14 protein-coding genes are annotated in these 16,435 nt (G+C 51.3%); 2 read left to right on the top strand and 12 right to left on the bottom strand.

Annotation, left to right across the window (positions count from 1 at the left end; translation table 11 throughout):
• Nucleotides 1-134 precede the first annotated feature (134 nt).
• From DFP94_RS16485 to DFP94_RS16465, 5 genes are read right to left on the bottom strand one after another with little or no spacing between them, the layout of a single operon-like run.
• On the bottom strand, nucleotides 135-1,031 hold the full coding sequence (locus DFP94_RS16485) for an ABC transporter permease (RefSeq protein WP_114497554.1): 897 nt from the start codon (nucleotides 1,029-1,031) through the stop codon (nucleotides 135-137).
• Between the two features lie 16 nt (nucleotides 1,032-1,047).
• Entirely contained in the window at nucleotides 1,048-2,052 is a 1,005-nt protein-coding gene (locus DFP94_RS16480) for an ABC transporter permease (RefSeq protein WP_114497553.1), read from the bottom strand.
• A gap of 38 nt (nucleotides 2,053-2,090) precedes the next feature.
• Nucleotides 2,091-3,776, bottom strand: a complete 1,686-nt coding sequence (locus tag DFP94_RS16475; protein WP_114497552.1) for an ABC transporter substrate-binding protein — start codon at nucleotides 3,774-3,776, stop codon at nucleotides 2,091-2,093.
• Nucleotides 3,777-3,833: 57 nt separating this feature from the next.
• Entirely contained in the window at nucleotides 3,834-4,877 is a 1,044-nt protein-coding gene (locus tag DFP94_RS16470; protein WP_114497551.1) for an ABC transporter ATP-binding protein, read from the bottom strand.
• Complete coding sequence (locus tag DFP94_RS16465; RefSeq protein ID WP_114497550.1) at nucleotides 4,874-5,860, bottom strand: ABC transporter ATP-binding protein; 987 nt, start codon at nucleotides 5,858-5,860, stop codon at nucleotides 4,874-4,876. Before DFP94_RS16465 ends, DFP94_RS16470 begins: the two co-directional genes overlap by 4 nt.
• A gap of 762 nt (nucleotides 5,861-6,622) precedes the next feature.
• Here DFP94_RS16465 and udk point away from each other — a divergent pair.
• Nucleotides 6,623-7,258: a uridine kinase gene (gene udk, locus DFP94_RS16460; protein WP_114497549.1), complete on the top strand. Its 636-nt coding sequence runs from the start codon at nucleotides 6,623-6,625 to the stop codon at nucleotides 7,256-7,258.
• 161 nt (nucleotides 7,259-7,419) lie between these two features.
• On the opposite strand, the gene DFP94_RS16455 is transcribed toward udk, so the two are convergent.
• Both DFP94_RS16455 and DFP94_RS16450 read right to left on the bottom strand, forming a co-directional pair.
• Nucleotides 7,420-8,496: a GGDEF domain-containing protein gene (locus tag DFP94_RS16455; RefSeq protein WP_114497548.1), complete on the bottom strand. Its 1,077-nt coding sequence runs from the start codon at nucleotides 8,494-8,496 to the stop codon at nucleotides 7,420-7,422.
• Nucleotides 8,496-10,505 carry a bifunctional diguanylate cyclase/phosphodiesterase gene (locus DFP94_RS16450; RefSeq protein WP_342768259.1) on the bottom strand — a complete coding sequence of 670 codons (2,010 nt, stop codon included), beginning with the start codon at nucleotides 10,503-10,505 and terminating at the stop codon, nucleotides 8,496-8,498. Before DFP94_RS16450 ends, DFP94_RS16455 begins: the two co-directional genes overlap by 1 nt.
• 193 nt (nucleotides 10,506-10,698) lie before the next feature.
• On the opposite strand from DFP94_RS16450, the gene ant(6) reads away from it, so the two are divergent.
• Nucleotides 10,699-11,574 carry an aminoglycoside 6-adenylyltransferase gene (gene ant(6), locus DFP94_RS16445; protein WP_114497546.1) on the top strand — a complete coding sequence of 292 codons (876 nt, stop codon included), beginning with the start codon at nucleotides 10,699-10,701 and terminating at the stop codon, nucleotides 11,572-11,574.
• A 43-nt stretch (nucleotides 11,575-11,617) separates the two neighbouring features.
• Here ant(6) and DFP94_RS16440 read toward each other — a convergent pair whose 3' ends face one another.
• From DFP94_RS16440 to DFP94_RS16420, 5 genes are all read right to left on the bottom strand, one after another.
• Nucleotides 11,618-12,232, bottom strand: coding sequence for a polysaccharide deacetylase family protein (locus tag DFP94_RS16440; protein WP_114497545.1), 615 nt, complete (start codon nucleotides 12,230-12,232; stop codon nucleotides 11,618-11,620).
• 19 nt (nucleotides 12,233-12,251) lie between these two features.
• Nucleotides 12,252-13,139, bottom strand: coding sequence for a carbohydrate ABC transporter permease (locus DFP94_RS16435; protein ID WP_114497544.1), 888 nt, complete (start codon nucleotides 13,137-13,139; stop codon nucleotides 12,252-12,254).
• A 20-nt stretch (nucleotides 13,140-13,159) separates the two neighbouring features.
• The gene (locus tag DFP94_RS16430; protein ID WP_114497543.1) at nucleotides 13,160-14,041 is read right to left on the bottom strand and encodes a carbohydrate ABC transporter permease; all 882 of its coding nucleotides are present in this window, start codon (nucleotides 14,039-14,041) and stop codon (nucleotides 13,160-13,162) included.
• An 81-nt stretch (nucleotides 14,042-14,122) separates the two neighbouring features.
• A complete protein-coding gene (locus tag DFP94_RS16425) occupies nucleotides 14,123-15,493 on the bottom strand; it encodes an extracellular solute-binding protein (protein WP_114497542.1) in 1,371 nt (456 codons plus the stop codon).
• Nucleotides 15,494-15,633: 140 nt separating this feature from the next.
• Entirely contained in the window at nucleotides 15,634-16,434 is an 801-nt protein-coding gene (locus tag DFP94_RS16420) for a response regulator transcription factor (protein ID WP_114497541.1), read from the bottom strand.
• Nucleotide 16,435 lies beyond the last annotated feature (1 nt).

Here is a 16,435-nt window from a genome sequence, read left to right as displayed (position 1 = left end):
AAATTTATTGTAACACCGGGAGGAATTTTTTTGATACATCGCTGAAAGCTCTCCCGAACCATACGCATAGCGTATGGTTTTCTTCTGACAAAAAACGGACCATCCCATTCGGGACAGTCCATTTCGTCTACTCTCTAATGTTTCATCCGCGGGTCCAGCGCGTCGCGCAAACCGTCTCCCATTAAATTGAACGCGAGCACGGTCAGCATGATCGATATTCCCGGAAAAATAACGGTCCATGGCGCCGTGGCAATGAACTGCCGCGAGTCGGACAGCATTTTGCCCCATTCCGGTGCCGGGGGCTGAGCGCCCATGCCGAGAAAACCAAGCGCGGCCGCCTCAATGATCGCGGTAGCGATGCCCAGCGTCCCTTGGACGATGATCGGGATCAGGCTGTTCGGCAAAATATGACGTAGCAAGATGCCGCTGTTTTTCATACCGATCGCCTTGGCGGCGGTAATATACTCCTCATTCTTCAAGCTGAGCACCTTCGCCCGGACCAGCCTTCCGTAAGTCGGAATGTTGACGATCGCGATCGCGTACAAGGCATTTTGCAGCGACGGTCCAAGGATGGCCACGATGGCGATCGCCAGCAGGATGCTCGGAAACGCCAGCAAAATATCGAACAGCCGCGATATGAGCATATCCCCCCATTTACCGTAATAACCGGCCAGTATCCCCAGCAGCGTCCCCAGCACGATGGAGCCGAGAACCGAGAAAGTACCGACCCAGAGGGAAATCCGCGCTCCGTACAATACCCGCGACAACAGGTCCCGCCCCAGGTCATCCGTTCCGAACCAGTGGGCGGACGAAGGAGGCTTTAACCGGTTGGTCAGCTCCTGGGCTTTATAATCGTAAGGTGCGAGCGCCGGGGCCAATAAAGCCAGCGCGATAAAGAAAATGATCATAACCAGTCCGGCCATCGCTATTTTGTTTTTGCGGAAAGCCAGCCACGCATCGCGCCAGGGGCCGGAAACCTTTTCGGCCGGGATCAAGGTAGTTGTGGATGGATTAGCCGTTATTTGAGCCATGGTATTGGTTCCCCCCTCACCGGTAACGGATACGCGGATCGACTGCCGCATACAGCAGATCCACGACCAGATTGATGACCACGAAGACGAATGCGATCATCAGAATGCCGGATTGGATCACCGGATAATCGCGGAAGCTGATCGCCTCATAAATATACCGCCCCACCCCGGGCCAGGCGAAAATCGTCTCCGTCAGCACCGCTCCGCCGAGCAGTGCACCGGTCTGCAAACCGATGACGGTCAGTACCGGGATGGCGGCGTTCTTGAGCGCGTGCTTATAAACGACGATAAACTGGGACAACCCCTTCGCTTTGGCAGTACGGATAAAATCCGAATTCATAACCTCCAGCATGCTGGAGCGGGTCATCCGGGCGATAATCGCCATCGGGATCGTGCCGAGCGCGATGCTGGGCAACACAATATGTTTGACAACCGTCCAGAACTGGTCGAAACGGCCCGCCAGCATGCTGTCCAGCAAATACAGGTTGGTGATCGCCTCCACCGGATCGCGCTGATTCATGCGTCCTCCCGAAGGCAGCCAATGCAGTTTGAGCGAGAACACCCACTGCTCCATTAAGCCAAGCCAGAAGATCGGCATGGACACCCCGATGAGCGCAACGAGCATACAGATATAGTCGAACCAGGAGTTTTGCCTCCACGCGCTGATAATCCCGGCATTGACTCCGAAGAATACCGCAAACAACATCGCGGCAAAAGTCAGTTCCGCAGTGGCTGCGAGGTAAGGCAGAATCTCCTGGGCAATCGGCACTTTCGTGCGGATCGACTGCCCGAGATCCCCTTTCAGCAATTCGCCCATGTACGTGAAATATTGTTGATACCAAGGGTTATTCAAGCCCAGCTGTTCCCTGAGCGCCTCTTTGGATTGCTCCGTCGCCTTTTGGCCTAAGATGGTCTCCGCAGGGTCGCCCGGAATCGCATGAATAATGGAAAATACAATGATCGTCATGCCGATCAAGACGGGAACCATGATTAATAATCTTTTAAGAACGTAAGATTTCAAGGGGAGGCTCACCTGCCATAGGATCGGGAATCCCCGATCTATTCAAAATAGATGTTGCTGTAATACTCCGTTCCGGTCGGTGCCGGCACGTAGCCTTTCAAGTTTGCTTTTGCCGCAAGCAGAGGCGTGGTATGAACGAGTGGAATCCACGGCGCATCCTGCTTGATGATGACTTGGGCCTGTTTGTATAGTTCGGCCCGTTTGGCTTGATCCGTTTCGATTTGCGCCTGGATCAACAGTTCATGCAGTTCGTCATTGGCATAGTAGCTATAGTTATTCGAGGGGATGGAGTCTTTGTCCAGCAAGGCGTACAGGAAATTGTCCGGGTCTCCGTTGTCGCCGGTCCAGCCGAGCATGTACAGGTCGTCTTTCTCGCCGGCCTGGGCATCGTCCAGATAGGTCGCCCATTCCGGGGATTCGATTTTGACTTTGACGCCGATCTTCTCGAAGTCGGCCTGAATGACTTCGGCCACCTTCTTGCCGTCCGGCATATAAGGACGCGATACCGGCATGGCGTAGAACGTCAACTCTCCCGGAAGTCCGTCCGGATACCCCGCCTCGGCCAGCCGTTGCTTGGCTTTTTCCAAATCGTAAGGGTAATCCTCGATACTATCGTTATAGCCCCAAAGCGATGGCGGCAACGGATTGACGGCCGGTTCGGCCTGGCCCGCAAAGAAGGCGTCGATAATTCCCTGCTTATTCACCGCATGGCTCAACGCTTGCCTTACTTTGACATCGTCGAACGGTTTCTTTTTCAAATTGAACCCGACATAACCCACATTGTTCGCCGGGCGCTCGATCTTTTGCAAATCAGGGTTACCCTCCAAAGTAGCCAGATCGTCCGGGCTCAAATCTTCCATCAGGTCGATTTCCCCGGCCTGCAGCGCATTGAACCGCGCGGAGTTGTCCGGTATGGAGCGGACGATGACTTTATTCAGCTTCGGTAATCCTTCTTTCCAGTAGTTCGCGTTCTTCTCCAGGGTAATCGAATCGTTCCGCTTCCACTCCTTGAATACAAACGGGCCGGTTCCGACCGGTTCATTCTTGAAGTTCTCCTTCTTCTCCTGGATGGCCGCCGGACTGGCAATCCCGAAGGAGGTCATCGCGAGGTTTTGCAGAAAAGGCGCCTGCGGCTGATTCAGCGCGAACTCCACCGTCCCCGCGTCCACCGCCTTGACTTCCTTGATCACCCGCTTGCCGTCCGGACCGAACATCGAATCGTAGTAGTCGAAGGAATCCCCTTCGAACTTGAATTCGCTCTTCGGATCGGACCAGCGCGTAAAGTTAAATACGACGGCGTCTGCATTAAAGTCGGTTCCGTCATGGAACTTCACCCCCGAACGCAGCTTGAACGTGTACTTCAAGCCGTCATCCGATACTTCCCAACTTTCGGCCAACGACGGTTGTACTTCCGTCGTTCCTTCTTTGTACTCCACGAGGGAGTCGTATACCTGATGCGCGATTTTCAGCGACTCGCCATCGGTTACGATCGACGCGTCCAGGGAAGCCGAATCTCCTCCCCGTCCGACGATCAGCGTATCTTGGGCCGACTTGGACGTATCGTTCTCTTTTCCCCCCGCATTGTCGCTAGCATCCGCGTTTACATTGCCGTTCGTCCCGGCTCCGCTATTACCGCCGTTCCCATTGCTGCCGCATCCGCTGAGAGCTACCGCCGCACTTAGCAATAAGACCAATACCGTACCGCTCCATTTTTTTATCTTCATCCTGTGGCTCCCTTCTTCCATTCACATTTTTGTTTATATGAAGCCGGCCCTTGGCCGCTATAAACCGGATTTGGCTAAATGGCTCTTCCTGCCGAAAAAAGTCGCGCTGAACAAATGGCAGGCCGTTTGATGTCCGTTGTCCGTTTCGGTTAACTCGGGCCGCTTGGCCCGGCAGATGTCCACCGCTACCGGACAGCGGGTGTGAAAGGCGCATCCGACCGGCGTATGTACGGGGCTAGGAACTTCCCCCTGCAAAAGAATCCGCTCCCGCTTCAGATCGGGATCCGGCTCCGGGACCGCGGAAAGAAGCGCGATCGTATAAGGATGCTGCGGGGATTCATACAGCTGAGCGGTACTTGCGATCTCCACGATTCTGCCCAGGTACATCACGGCGACCCGGTCGCAAATATGCTTCACTACACTGAGATCATGCGCGATGAAAATATAGGTCAGGCCGAACTCGCCCTGCAGATCCTGCAGCAGGTTAACAACTTGAGACTGGATCGACACGTCGAGTGCGGAGACCGGTTCATCGGCCACGATCAGCTTAGGCTGGAGCGATAACGCCCTGGCAATGCCGATCCGCTGCCGCTGTCCTCCCGAAAACTGATGCGGATACCGCTGCAGATGGCTCTGCGTCAAGCCGACGACATCGATGAGCTTGTTGACGATGTTCTGTCGCTCTTGCGCCGAACCGATCCCATGCACTAGCAACGGCTCCTCCAAAATCCTCCGCACGGTGTGCCGCGGATCGAGCGAAGAGAACGGATCCTGGAAGACGATCTGCATATCCTTGCGCTTCTTCCGTAGCTGCTTCGCCGGCAGCGCGGTGATGTCTTCCCCTTCGAAAACCACCCTCCCCGCGGTTGGCTCGATCAACCGGAGCAGCGCCCTGCCGGTCGTCGATTTCCCGCATCCGCTCTCCCCGACCAGGCCGAACGTCTCGCCCCGGCGAACGGAAAAGGAAATGTCGTCCACGGCTTTCACATACTGATCTCCCTTGCGAAAAGGTCCGCTTTTCACCGGAAAATATTTCTTCAAATGGTCAATCTGGAGTAAGTGTTCAGGCTCTAGCTCTCGTCTGTTCTCGAATTCGCTCATACGGCATCCTCCTGCGTTTCATGGATCCAGCACCGACAGCTGTGTGCAGCCCCGTATTCCCTAAGCTCAGGAAGCCGCTCCAGACACAGGGACATCGCGCTCGGACAGCGGTCCGCAAACCGGCATCCCTTCATATCCGCATACAGCACCGGCACATTGCCCGGTATGGAGAACAAGCGGCTTCTCTGCTCGTTCATCCGGGGCACGGATTGGATCAGGCCTTGGGTGTAGGGATGCAGCGGATTTTTGAAAATATCGCAGACAGCGCCTTCCTCCACGACTTTGCCCGCATACATGACCACAACGCGATGGCACATCTCGGCGACGACGCCGAGATCATGCGTAATCAGCATGACGGCCGTGCCGTTCTCTTCGTTCAACCGCCGGATCAAGTCGAGGATCTGCGCCTGAATGGTCACATCCAGTGCCGTGGTCGGTTCATCCGCGATGAGCAGCTCCGGGTTGCAGGAGATCGCCATCGCGATCATCACCCGCTGGCGCATTCCCCCGGACAGCTGATGGGGATACTCATCCAGCACCGCCTCCGGCCGCGGGATCCCGACTTTCCGGAGCATTTCCACCGTATGTCTGCGGGCTTCTTTCCTGCGAAGCCCCCGATGCAGCCGGACCGCTTCTCCGATCTGGTCGCCAACCGTGAACAGCGGGTTCAGCGAGGTCATTGGCTCCTGAAAGATCATGGAGATCGAATCCCCGCGAATGGATCTCATCTCACGCTCTTTAAGCGGAACCAAATCCCTTCCCTTGAACAGGATAGATCCTCCGGTAATTTTACCCGGCGGCTCCGGGATGAGCTTCAATACCGATAAGGAGGTCACGCTTTTGCCGCAGCCCGATTCTCCGACGATGCCGAGGACTTCCCCCGGGTTTACCATTAGGCTGACTCCGTCCACCGCCGGGACCTCGCCACGGTCGGTAAAAAAACAGGTGTGCAAATTTTGAACCTGCAAAACGGGTTGAATCATACTGTCACAGCCTCTTTTCGCTATAGGTTGAGGATGCTGCCGGGTGAGATCAACAAAGTGTCCATCCAGCCCTAAATAAAGCTTTATTTGTCCATTTATGGTGTACAACTGTCCGTGACTACTTCCTTAATGCAATTGGATAAAGTGGCGAATTGTAGTGTAGTGTTGTTCTGATGAAAGAAAGCGACAAACTAGTAGGGAAAAATAGTAGATTCATGTCGAAAGAGACTCGTAAAGTCTGATGTGAGGGATAAAAATCGATATATTGCGACAAAAAATCGAACTTCGGTCAATTATTATGTTAGTTTTTGTGACATTGTCATTGAGATATTTATAAGTTACTTTACATTATTTTTACATTCATAGCAATAAAAAACTTTAAATAGCTGTTTTCGGAGGAAAACCGCTAGGTATTCCGGCTGATTTTTAAACTGCATGTCACATAACATTACGCGTCGATCAAGAAAGAAGCTCAATCGATCATACTAGAAAAACCGGCCACTTACTCGCCCAAAGAAAATAGTTCGAGCCGATAGAGAAATTCCGTCTCATTGGATTTTATACAATGCAGTCCACATGGACTTGATTATAGGTAGCGTTCATTTAGAAACTTTCCAATCGGACAAGTTAAACGCCATATTTCTGCCACAAGAGAAAAGCTTGGGGTCGAACGGGAGGCTATGATAGTGAAAAAATAACGCCGCTATGCTACAATACTGGAATGTTCAACGGGAATTTACCTGGGAGGTTATTTGAATCGCCATGCTAATTATCGGTATCGCCGGGGGCACCGGTTCCGGAAAAACAACGGTTGCCCGCTCCGTCATCGAGCAGCTCGGACCGGATAAAGTTACATTCATATCGCAGGATAATTACTATAAGGATCAAGCGGATTTAACGATGGAAGAACGGTTGCTGACCAATTATGACCATCCTTTCGCCTTCGATAACGAACTGCTGATCGAGCACCTCACGCTTCTGAAAAAGGGACAACCCGCCTATGCACCGGTATATGATTTTACGGATTACACCCGTTCCGCCACGAAGACCGTTCAGCTTAAGGAGAACCGCATCGCGATCGTGGAAGGCTTGTTTGTGTTGTACGACGAGAAGCTGCGAAAGCTCCTCAACATCAAAGTGTTCGTGGACACGGATTCCGATGTCCGGCTGCTCCGCCGCGTCCAGCGGGACATGGAGGAACGGGGCCGCTCCATCCACTCCATCCACCAACAGTATCTGGCGACGGTGAAGCCGATGCACGAGGCGTTCATTGAACCGTCCAAAAAATATGCCGACATCATCATCCCCGAAGGCGGGCATAACGAAGTCGGCATTCATATGCTGACTATCCTAACCGAAAAATACTTAACGGGCGGAGGAAACTGGCCGGCGATATGACCGGGCATCAACCAATAATTGTTTTTCCGGCATATAACCACGTTTAGCAGAAGGTAGCACGGTATGTTCCAGAATCAAGGCATACGACTGAGCACCAATACGTGACTAGCCTCGCTGCTAAACTTGACATCCATCCGGACCCTGCTGCCTGAACAACGCCATCAGATGGCTTGCAGCATGGTCCGGTTTTTTCCGTTTTTCTTCGCCGCATAAAGGAGCGTGTCCGCCTGGTCGAACAAGTCCGACCGGGTCCGGCCTTCCTGGTATTCGGCCAAGCCAATGCTGACCGATACCCGGCGGCCGTTCATTTCCGCATGCTGAAGTCGCCAAATGTTCTCCCTAGCTCTCTCGGTTTCGCGATAAGCCTCCCTTAGCGTTTTCCCCGGAAAGATGACGACGAATTCTTCGCCGCCGTACCGGCCGATAATTTCATTATCGGAAAAAGACTCCTTCAAGGTACATGCCACCCGGTTCAGAATTACGTCCCCGACGGCGTGGCCGAACTTATCGTTAACCCCCTTGAAATCGTCGATATCAATGACTGCGAGCTGTAAAGGCATGATGCAGTTATTGCTCTGCTCGATCAGTTGGTCCAGATATTCATGCAGCGTCTTGTGATTGTACAGGTCGGTCAGCGCATCGATTTTTAGCATCCGGTTCATTTCCGCATTTTTGACGAGCAACTCCTGTTCGGTCCTCGTCATGCGCTTGAGGTCGTTCCAAAGCTCCTCGCCTCTCTGAATGATTCCCCGCAAGATGTAAAGCATCGCGATCATGATAAAAATAAACGCCGACAGTTCATATCGCCCCAGGCCTTCCCGGAACTGCGGAGACACCCCGTACAGGACTCCAAATGCCCCCATATTTATCGTAAAAGCAAAATAAAGCACTCTTAAATGGAAACAGAACATCGAGATCATTAAGGGAAGCAGAAGAATGTACTGCAAATGAATACTCTGGTTGGCAATCAGTAGGGCGGAGGCGATGCAAGTCCCGCTAAAAATAATCAGCAGCTTCCACTCTATCCTGAACCGGTAAGCAGCCTCGTTGATTCCCAGCATAAAGAGCTGAATGACCGAAGGAACCAGCATCGCATAGATGATATAGTACCGGACGCGGTCAGGCTCGATCGTCACTTTGAAGTAAAGGGCAACCAGTTCCGCCATAATCGAGATGCCGAAAATAGCCCAGTAGGTATTTAGTATTTTCCTATGCAATGTCCGTGTATCGGATATCATTATAAAATGCTCCTCTGCTTCATCCACTCTTCAATTTCCTCTATGCCCATCGGCCTGCCGTAGTAGTACCCTTGCATGACGTGGCAACCAAGCTGCATCAAAAAGTCGACATGCTCCTGGTTCTCGACGCCTTCGGCGACGATCTCCAACTCAAGATTCTCCGCCATCATAATAATAGCGCTGATAATCCCCCGTTTGGTCGGAATTTCCAGATTGTTCGTAAACAAGCGGTCCAGTTTGAGCGTATCCAGAGGAATCCGGTCAAGCAATCCGATGGAGGAATAGCCTGTTCCGAAATCATCCATCGCAAACTTCACTCCCATACTCCGGATGCTTTCGACTTGAGCGATGATTTCATGGATGTCGTGCAGCACCATCGATTCCGTAATCTCCAGTTCCATCCAGAGGGGGTCGAGATCCGCCTCTTTCAAAGTACTTTGAACCATTTCCTGCAAACTTTCCGTCTGAAACAAACGAACCGAGAGATTGACGGAAACGGGTTGCTTCACTCCCCGGGAATGCCATTCCCTGCACTGAAGGCTAGCTTGCTTTAAAGTCCAGCGGGTTATCGGGACGATCAGTCCGGTTTCCTCCGCGATCGGAATAAATTCATAAGGCGATATCACGCCAAGACGGGGATGATTCCACCGGATCAAGGCTTCCCAGCCGGCCAAGCCGTTCTCCTTCACATTCCATCTCGGCTGATACACCAGATAAAATTGTTCATTATCCAAAGCCAGGTACAGGTCTTTCTCCAGTTCCATTTTCCGGAGCTCCTGAAATCCCATGTCCTCGCTGTATACGCAATATTGGTTCTTGCCCGCCCCCTTGGCTCGATACATCGCCGTATCGGCGAATTTGAGCAGCACCGACCGGTCCGTCTCCCGGGCGGAACTAATGCTGATGCCAATGCTTGCCGTTATGTATAATTGGTTCCCTTGAATAGAATAGACTTTCTTGATGCTCCTCAAAATTTCTTCCGCGAGTCCCTTGGCTTGCTCCGGATCGCAAGGCGCAACCGTCACCAAAAACTCGTCGCCCCCCATCCGGAACACTTCCAAGCCACTATGGACAAATTTGCTCAACCGATAGCCTACTTGCTGAATAAGCAAATCTCCGATATGATGACCCAGGGTATCATTGACCGTTTTGAACTGGTCCATGTCCAGAAAGAGTACGCCTATACTCTCATCCCCGTTATGGATATCAAAAAACCGATTCATTTCATTCCGGTTCGGAAGCCCCGTGATCGTATCCAGGTAAGCCATTTTTTCAAGATAATACCGGTCGAAAAATAACGCTCCCCAGGAAACCAGAAAAATACTGAATATCACGATACTCACGCCGAGCAATAATGTATAGTCCGCGATCGGATCCTTATGCAACACCAAATCCGGGTGTCCGACAATCCGGGCCGCTTTCATTCCCGCATAGTGCATCCCGCAAATGGCTAATCCCATCAACCCGGCGGACATCCATTTCAACCAGCTCGTCCCGTAATGGTTCCGAAAACGATGGAGCAGCAGAAGCGCCGCATAGGACGCAGACAGAGCGATGCAAACAGACAAAACCCAATACAGGGGATTATAGGAGATATGGGCAGGCATCATCATCGCTTCCATTCCCACATAATGCATAGCGGAGATCCCGCCCCCCATCGCAAAACCTCCGATGGCGAATTTCCTCCAATCTATCTTCTTACGAAGCGTGAAATAAAAAGCGATTAATGAAGCAAAAACGCTGACTATCAATGAGAAAAAAGTAAGCCAAATATGATATTTAACGGTAAGCTTCAAATGAAACGCCAGCATACCGACGAAATGTGTCGCCCAGATCCCTGTCCCCATGACGAAAGAACCACACAGTATCCAATAAAAGCGGGCACTCCCCGTCTCTCGTGAAATCCTCGACGTAATCGTTAAAGCCGAATACGAAGCCACAATCGCTATGAAGACGGATAACGCAATGATATAGGAGTTGTAGCTGCCTTCTAGATACAATGTTCTCACTTCCGCTCTCATAATGACTGCCATGGTTGTCTGTAGTGATTATAATATGACAATAAATCAAATGAACAGAGGAATCTTAGGCTTTTCCTGCATAGAACGTCAAAATTTTAAAATAAAAGATTTGCGGAGTGATTTTTCGCCTGTATTCTATAAAATATGTAACTTTAAGGATAAAGAAGGAGGTATCATCACGATGAGAAGCGAGCGGGAAATGATGGACATGCTTATTGATTTTGCTGCCGGAGAGGATCGGATACGACTTGTAACGCTGGAGGGGTCTCGTACCAACGAGCATATTCCCCGAGATGCGTTTCAGGATTTTGATATTTCCTATTTTGTGACCGAGATGGATTTTTTCAAAGAAAATGATCGGTGGCTGGATGACTTTGGCCAGCGTATGATGATGCAAAAACCGGAAGACATGGAACTCTTCCCTCCGGAATTAGGCAATTGGTTCTCCTATATCATTCTTTTTGAAGATGGCCGCAAGCTCGACCTGACTTTGATTCCGATCGGCGAAGCTGAAGATTATTTTGAAAATAGCGACGGTCTGGTGGGGATTCTACTTGATAAGGATGACCTCGTAAAAGAGGAAATTCACCCCAATGACAGGCAGTATTGGATCAAGAAGCCGACCGCGAGGGAATTCGATGATTGTTGCAATGAATTCTGGATGGTATCTACCTACGTAGTAAAAGGGTTGGCGAGAAATGAAATACTGTTTGCCATCGACCATTTAAACGAGATTGCCCGGCCCAATTTATTAAGAATGATGGCTTGGGAGATCGGATCGAGGCAAGGCTATACCTTCAGCTTGGGAAAAAATTATAAATTCATCGGTCGTTACCTTCCCAATAAAGACTGGGGGGATTTGTTAGCAACCTATTCCGGGAATAGCTACCAGAACATGTGGAAGTCCCTGTTTGCGTGTTATGAATTATTCAGGAAGTACGCGCAAGCCGTGGCTGGAACTCTCGGATATTCATATCCGGACTACGATGAGGCCATTACCGGATACACCAGTAATATTTATGAATCTATTAAAACCTCACAAAATCAATCCCCATAAATAACCCGGCACCGGATTCATCCGGTGCCGGGTTTAAATTTACCTAGGAACGGAGCAGTTCGCTGACCGTCAACAATTCATATCCATCCGCGGTCAGTTCCTTTACGAGAATACGGACGGCCTCCACGGTTTGGGACCGGTCGTCATAACCATCATGGAATATTAAAATGCTACCCGGTCTTACCTGCTCCCGGCTCTTATCGACGATATGCTCCACGCCCGGCATCTCCCAGTCGGTCGCATCCCCGTTGACGGCGCCGATCGCCGGGTATCCCATCTCACCGACGATCCCGGCCGCCTGTTCATTATAAGCAAAATAAGGCGGACGGAATACTTGCGGCCTGGTTCCTGTGATCTTCTCGATCAGGCTGTCCGTTTGAATCAGCTCATCTTTGATTTCCTGCTTGTGCAGTTCCGGTAAACTTGGATGGGTAAAGGTATGATTTCCGATCTCATGCCCTTGCTCATAAGCAAGCTTCACCAATTCGGGATGCAGTTCCATTTGACTTCCGATCATAAAAAAGGTCGCTTTCGCCCCGGCTTCGGAGAAGATCTCCAGTACCTGGGGAGTATATACGGGATTCGGGCCGTCATCGAACGTGAATGCAACCGCTTTCCTGTCGGTGTTGACTTCGTTGATGATTTCGAAGTTGGGCATGATGTGGACATCTCCTTTATTAACCTTTTACGGATCCAGCAGCGATTCCCTCCACAATCTTGTTGCTGAGCAGCAAGAACACGATCAGAATCGGCAAAATGCTGATCATCAATGTCGCCCCGATCGCTCCCCAGTCCGTCGTATATTGGCCGACGAAGTTCTGTACGCCCACGGTGAGCGTCTTCAGGTTGTCCGAGCTGATGAAGGTATTGACGAAAATGAATTCGTTCCAGTTGTAAATCATATTGATGATCGCTGCAGTCACGATCACCGAAAGGGTCATCGGCAGCACGATCCGGAAAAACATCCGGTTCACCGTACAGCCATCCATGATGGCGGCCTCTTCGACCTCTCGCGGCAACGCGTAATAGAACCCCAGCAATATCATGATCGTAATAGGAAGATTGAACGCTGTATAGGAAAGGATAATACTAAGCTGCGAGTCCGTCAATCCAACTTTTTGAAACAGGTTGAAGAGCGGAATCAGCGTCGAATGCACCGGGATCATCATCCCGGTCATGAACAGCCCGAGGACCAACGGCCGCAGTTTCCAGCGCATCCGCGTAATTGCGTAAGTCACGAAGCTGGCAAGCAGTATGGTAAGCACTACGGCGATGATCGTGATCCAAACGCTGTTTAAAAAATACCGCTCAATGTTTCCCTGCGACCAGACATTCTGGTAGTTCTCCCACTTGGGATGTTTCGGCAAGGCCAGCGGCGGCAGGTTAAACACCTCCTGGTTGTTCTTCAACGAGAAGAACAGCAACCAGACCAGGGGAATCATCTGAATGATAGCGGCGCTATAGAGCACGAAATATAAAATGCCATAGCCGATTTTGGTACCCGCCGATCGTAAGGCCGGCTCTGTTCCGGCGGTCGGAGACGCGGCCGAAGTTGCGGTTTTCAAAGAAATCCCTCCTACTACGCTCAGGAATATTGGATCGTGTCATCGGAAGCGGTCAGTTTGCGAATTCCCCACGTCGCCAGCATGCAAATGATCAGCAGGAAGAAGCCGATCGCGCTGCCATAACCGAAGTCGAATCCGCGGAATGCTTTGTGGTACATATAGGACGCCATTACTTCGCTGGCCCCGTTCGGCCCCCCGTCCGTCATGACATAGATCAGGTCGAAATATTTCAAAGAGCCGACTACCGCCAGCACGATCGTCACTTTAATGACTTCCGAAATCAACGGCAATTTGATTTTGAGCGCAATCTGCCAAGGATTCGCACCGTCGATCCGGGCCGCTTCGACCAACGAGGCCGGGATATTTTTCAATGCCGCATAATAGATCAGAATGTAAAATCCCGCATACTGCCACAAAATCGGCACGAACAACGCGCCGAGCACCAGCTTCGTATCCGATAGCCAGGCCGGCGTATTCTCGACGCCAATAGAACTGAGGAATGCGTTAAGCATGCCATTGGTCGGATGGTATATTTTCAGCCAGAGCTGCGCGATGGCTACCGAAGACAACAGCATTGGAATCAGGTAAATTTTCCGCAGCAGTCCCGCCCCTTTGATGCTGCCGGCCAAGATCAGAGAAATCAACATATAGACGGCCAAACTCACGGTCGATAGCAGTGCGAATAGAAACGAATGATACACGCTGCTCCAGAAGGCGCCGTCTTTCATCAGTGTGGCGTAATTTTCCAGTCCGATAAAGGACATGGCGCTGACACCGTCCCATTCCATAAGGCCGTAATAGCCTGTCAGCACGATGGGCGTATAAATAATCGTTAATATCAGCAGCAACGCCGGCAGCACGTACAGGGCGATGATTTTTTTGTTGGACATGACTTTATCCATAAAGCGGGTCCTCCTTACCGGGAAAGAGAAAAAGACAAGACCGAGATCCGGTCCGTCCTTTCCCGCTGCTCCCCGCCGGTATTATTTTCCTGTCTTCAATACATCTTCCTGTTTCTGGGCGAACTCTTCCGGAGTGACCGCATTGCCGAGAAGCGCTTGAATCAGATTATGATGTTCTTCCGAAGCAACCGGCTTCATTTGAACGTCCAGGTACAGGATGACTTTGCTTGCGTTATTGAGTTCGTTCAGAACATCGATGAACATCTGCGGCAAATTCACGCTGGAAGTATCCACCTTCGTACCCGGGATGATTCCCGCGTCGGTCACGGACAACTCTCCCCACCGCTGGACGAAGAAGCTGACGAATTTCTTGGCTTCTTCCTTTACCTTGGAGTTTTCGGATACGAATAGTCCGACCCCGACTCCCCCGACCCAATCATTGATATTGCCCTTTCCGCCTTCGATGGTCGGGAATTTGAAGAACCCGATTTTATCCCTGAATTCCTGCGGAATGTCCGGGTTGGTCGTATAGTTCGGAACTTCCCAAGTGCCCATAGCGTACATGGCCGCTTTTTCGTTCATGAATTCGGACTTGGCCTCATCGTTGGACAGACCGTTGAATCCTTTGACGAACGCATTGCTCTTCACAAGCTCCTGCGCTTCCTTGGCCGCTTCGATCAAGCTTGGATCGTTAAAGGTGCTGCTCGCGACCGCTTGATCCTGCACATCAGGACCGCCGATCCGGTCGGCCAGGTACATATACCAGAACGATCCTGTCCAGGCGTCCTTGGAACCGAGGGCGATCGGTGTCACTTTATTGTCGTTCAGCGTTTTGATAATGTTCTTGAACTCCTCATAGGTTTGAGGCGGCTGAAGATTATATTTTGCGAAAATTTCCTTGTTATAATAAACCGGAACGATGTTTAGCTCGACTGGAAGCGCATACGTTTTGCCGTCCACGGCATAAGCTTCCGTTGTGCCGGCTACGAATTTGTCTTTCAGTTCCCCTTGCAGGAGATCATCCAGCGGCGCGAACATGTTGCCTTTTACATACGGCTCCAGGAACCCGGCGGCCCAAGTGAAGCCTACATCCGGCAGACTGTTCGAGGCGGAGAGTACTTTGATCTTGTTTTTGTACTGCTCATTTTCCAGAACTTCGGTCTCGACTTTGACATTCGGATTAGCCTGTTCGTATTCGCTGATAATTTGCTTAACCAGCTTGTTCTGCGCGGAGTTGCTGCCGTCCGGCCACAGATGCATCATTTTGATCGTGACTTTTTCGCCAGTCGAGTCGGTCTTGTTGCCCTCATCACCCGTGGACGTGTTCGCGCCGTTCGGGCTGTTGCTCTTCTCTCCGCCGTTGCCGCTATTGCTTCCATTGCCGCCGCAAGCGGCCATAATCAGTGTCAATGCCAGCAAGAGCAATGCTGCTGAAAACGCCTTTCTTTTCATTTAAGCCGTTCCCCCTTTTCATCATCGCGAGAGATGTATGCGCTTTCTCTCTGATGCCAGTGTAGCACCCTGCCATGGAAGGGCATAAGGGCACAGCGTTTAGGTAATGTTCCACTTTATTTGGAAATTGCCTTCACCCGTCAAACCTCGGGAGCCTGGCTTTTGATTTCGTTTCGGTACAGGCCGGGGCTATGTCCCTCGTATTCCTTGAACACCTTGTTAAAATATTTAGTCGTCTGATAGCCGACGCGCTCGGCGATTTCGGCCACCGGCAGCCTCGTTTGCAGCAGCAGTTCTTTGGCCTTCTGAATGCGCAGACGGGTAACGTATTCAATGAACGTCATCTGCATTTGCTCTTTGAACAGAACGCTGAAGTAACTCGGATTCAAATGAATATGCTCCGCCACTTCGCGCAAGCCGAACCCCTGATCCAGATGATTCTCCACATAATGAATCGCCTCTTTGACCTGCTCGCTGACCGGCTCCTGCTCTTCGGTCACCTGAATCAGCTTGCGGTCCACAATCCGCTTCATCTTGCTGATCCGGCTGCGTTCCTCGCCGACTTCCAGCGCCCGTTCCACCGTATCAATCAGCTTGTCCTTGCGAATCGGTTTCAATAAATAATTGACCACGCCGAGTTGAATGGCCTGGTGGGCATAATCGAATTCGGCGTATCCCGATATGAGGATCACCGCCGGTTTATAGGTCAGTAAGGCCGACTCCAGCAGCTTGACCAAATTCAATCCGCTGATTTCCGGCATGCGAATATCGGTAATGAGCAGGTGAACCGGTTCGCTCTTCAGCATATCGAGCGCATCATGCCCATTGTCCGCCGATTTGACCTCATAGCGGCCGCCACCCCACGCCTCAAGCATATTTTTCAGCCCTTGCCGGGTTCTGGGCTCGTCATCGACGATCAAGATCGTTTTCGTATTCAACATG

This window comes from Fontibacillus phaseoli (assembly GCF_003337355.1).
GTDB lineage: Bacteria > Bacillota > Bacilli > Paenibacillales > Paenibacillaceae > Fontibacillus > Fontibacillus phaseoli.
The sequence above is the reverse complement of the archived record's forward strand: the minus strand, read 5'-3'. Positions and strand labels throughout refer to the sequence as shown.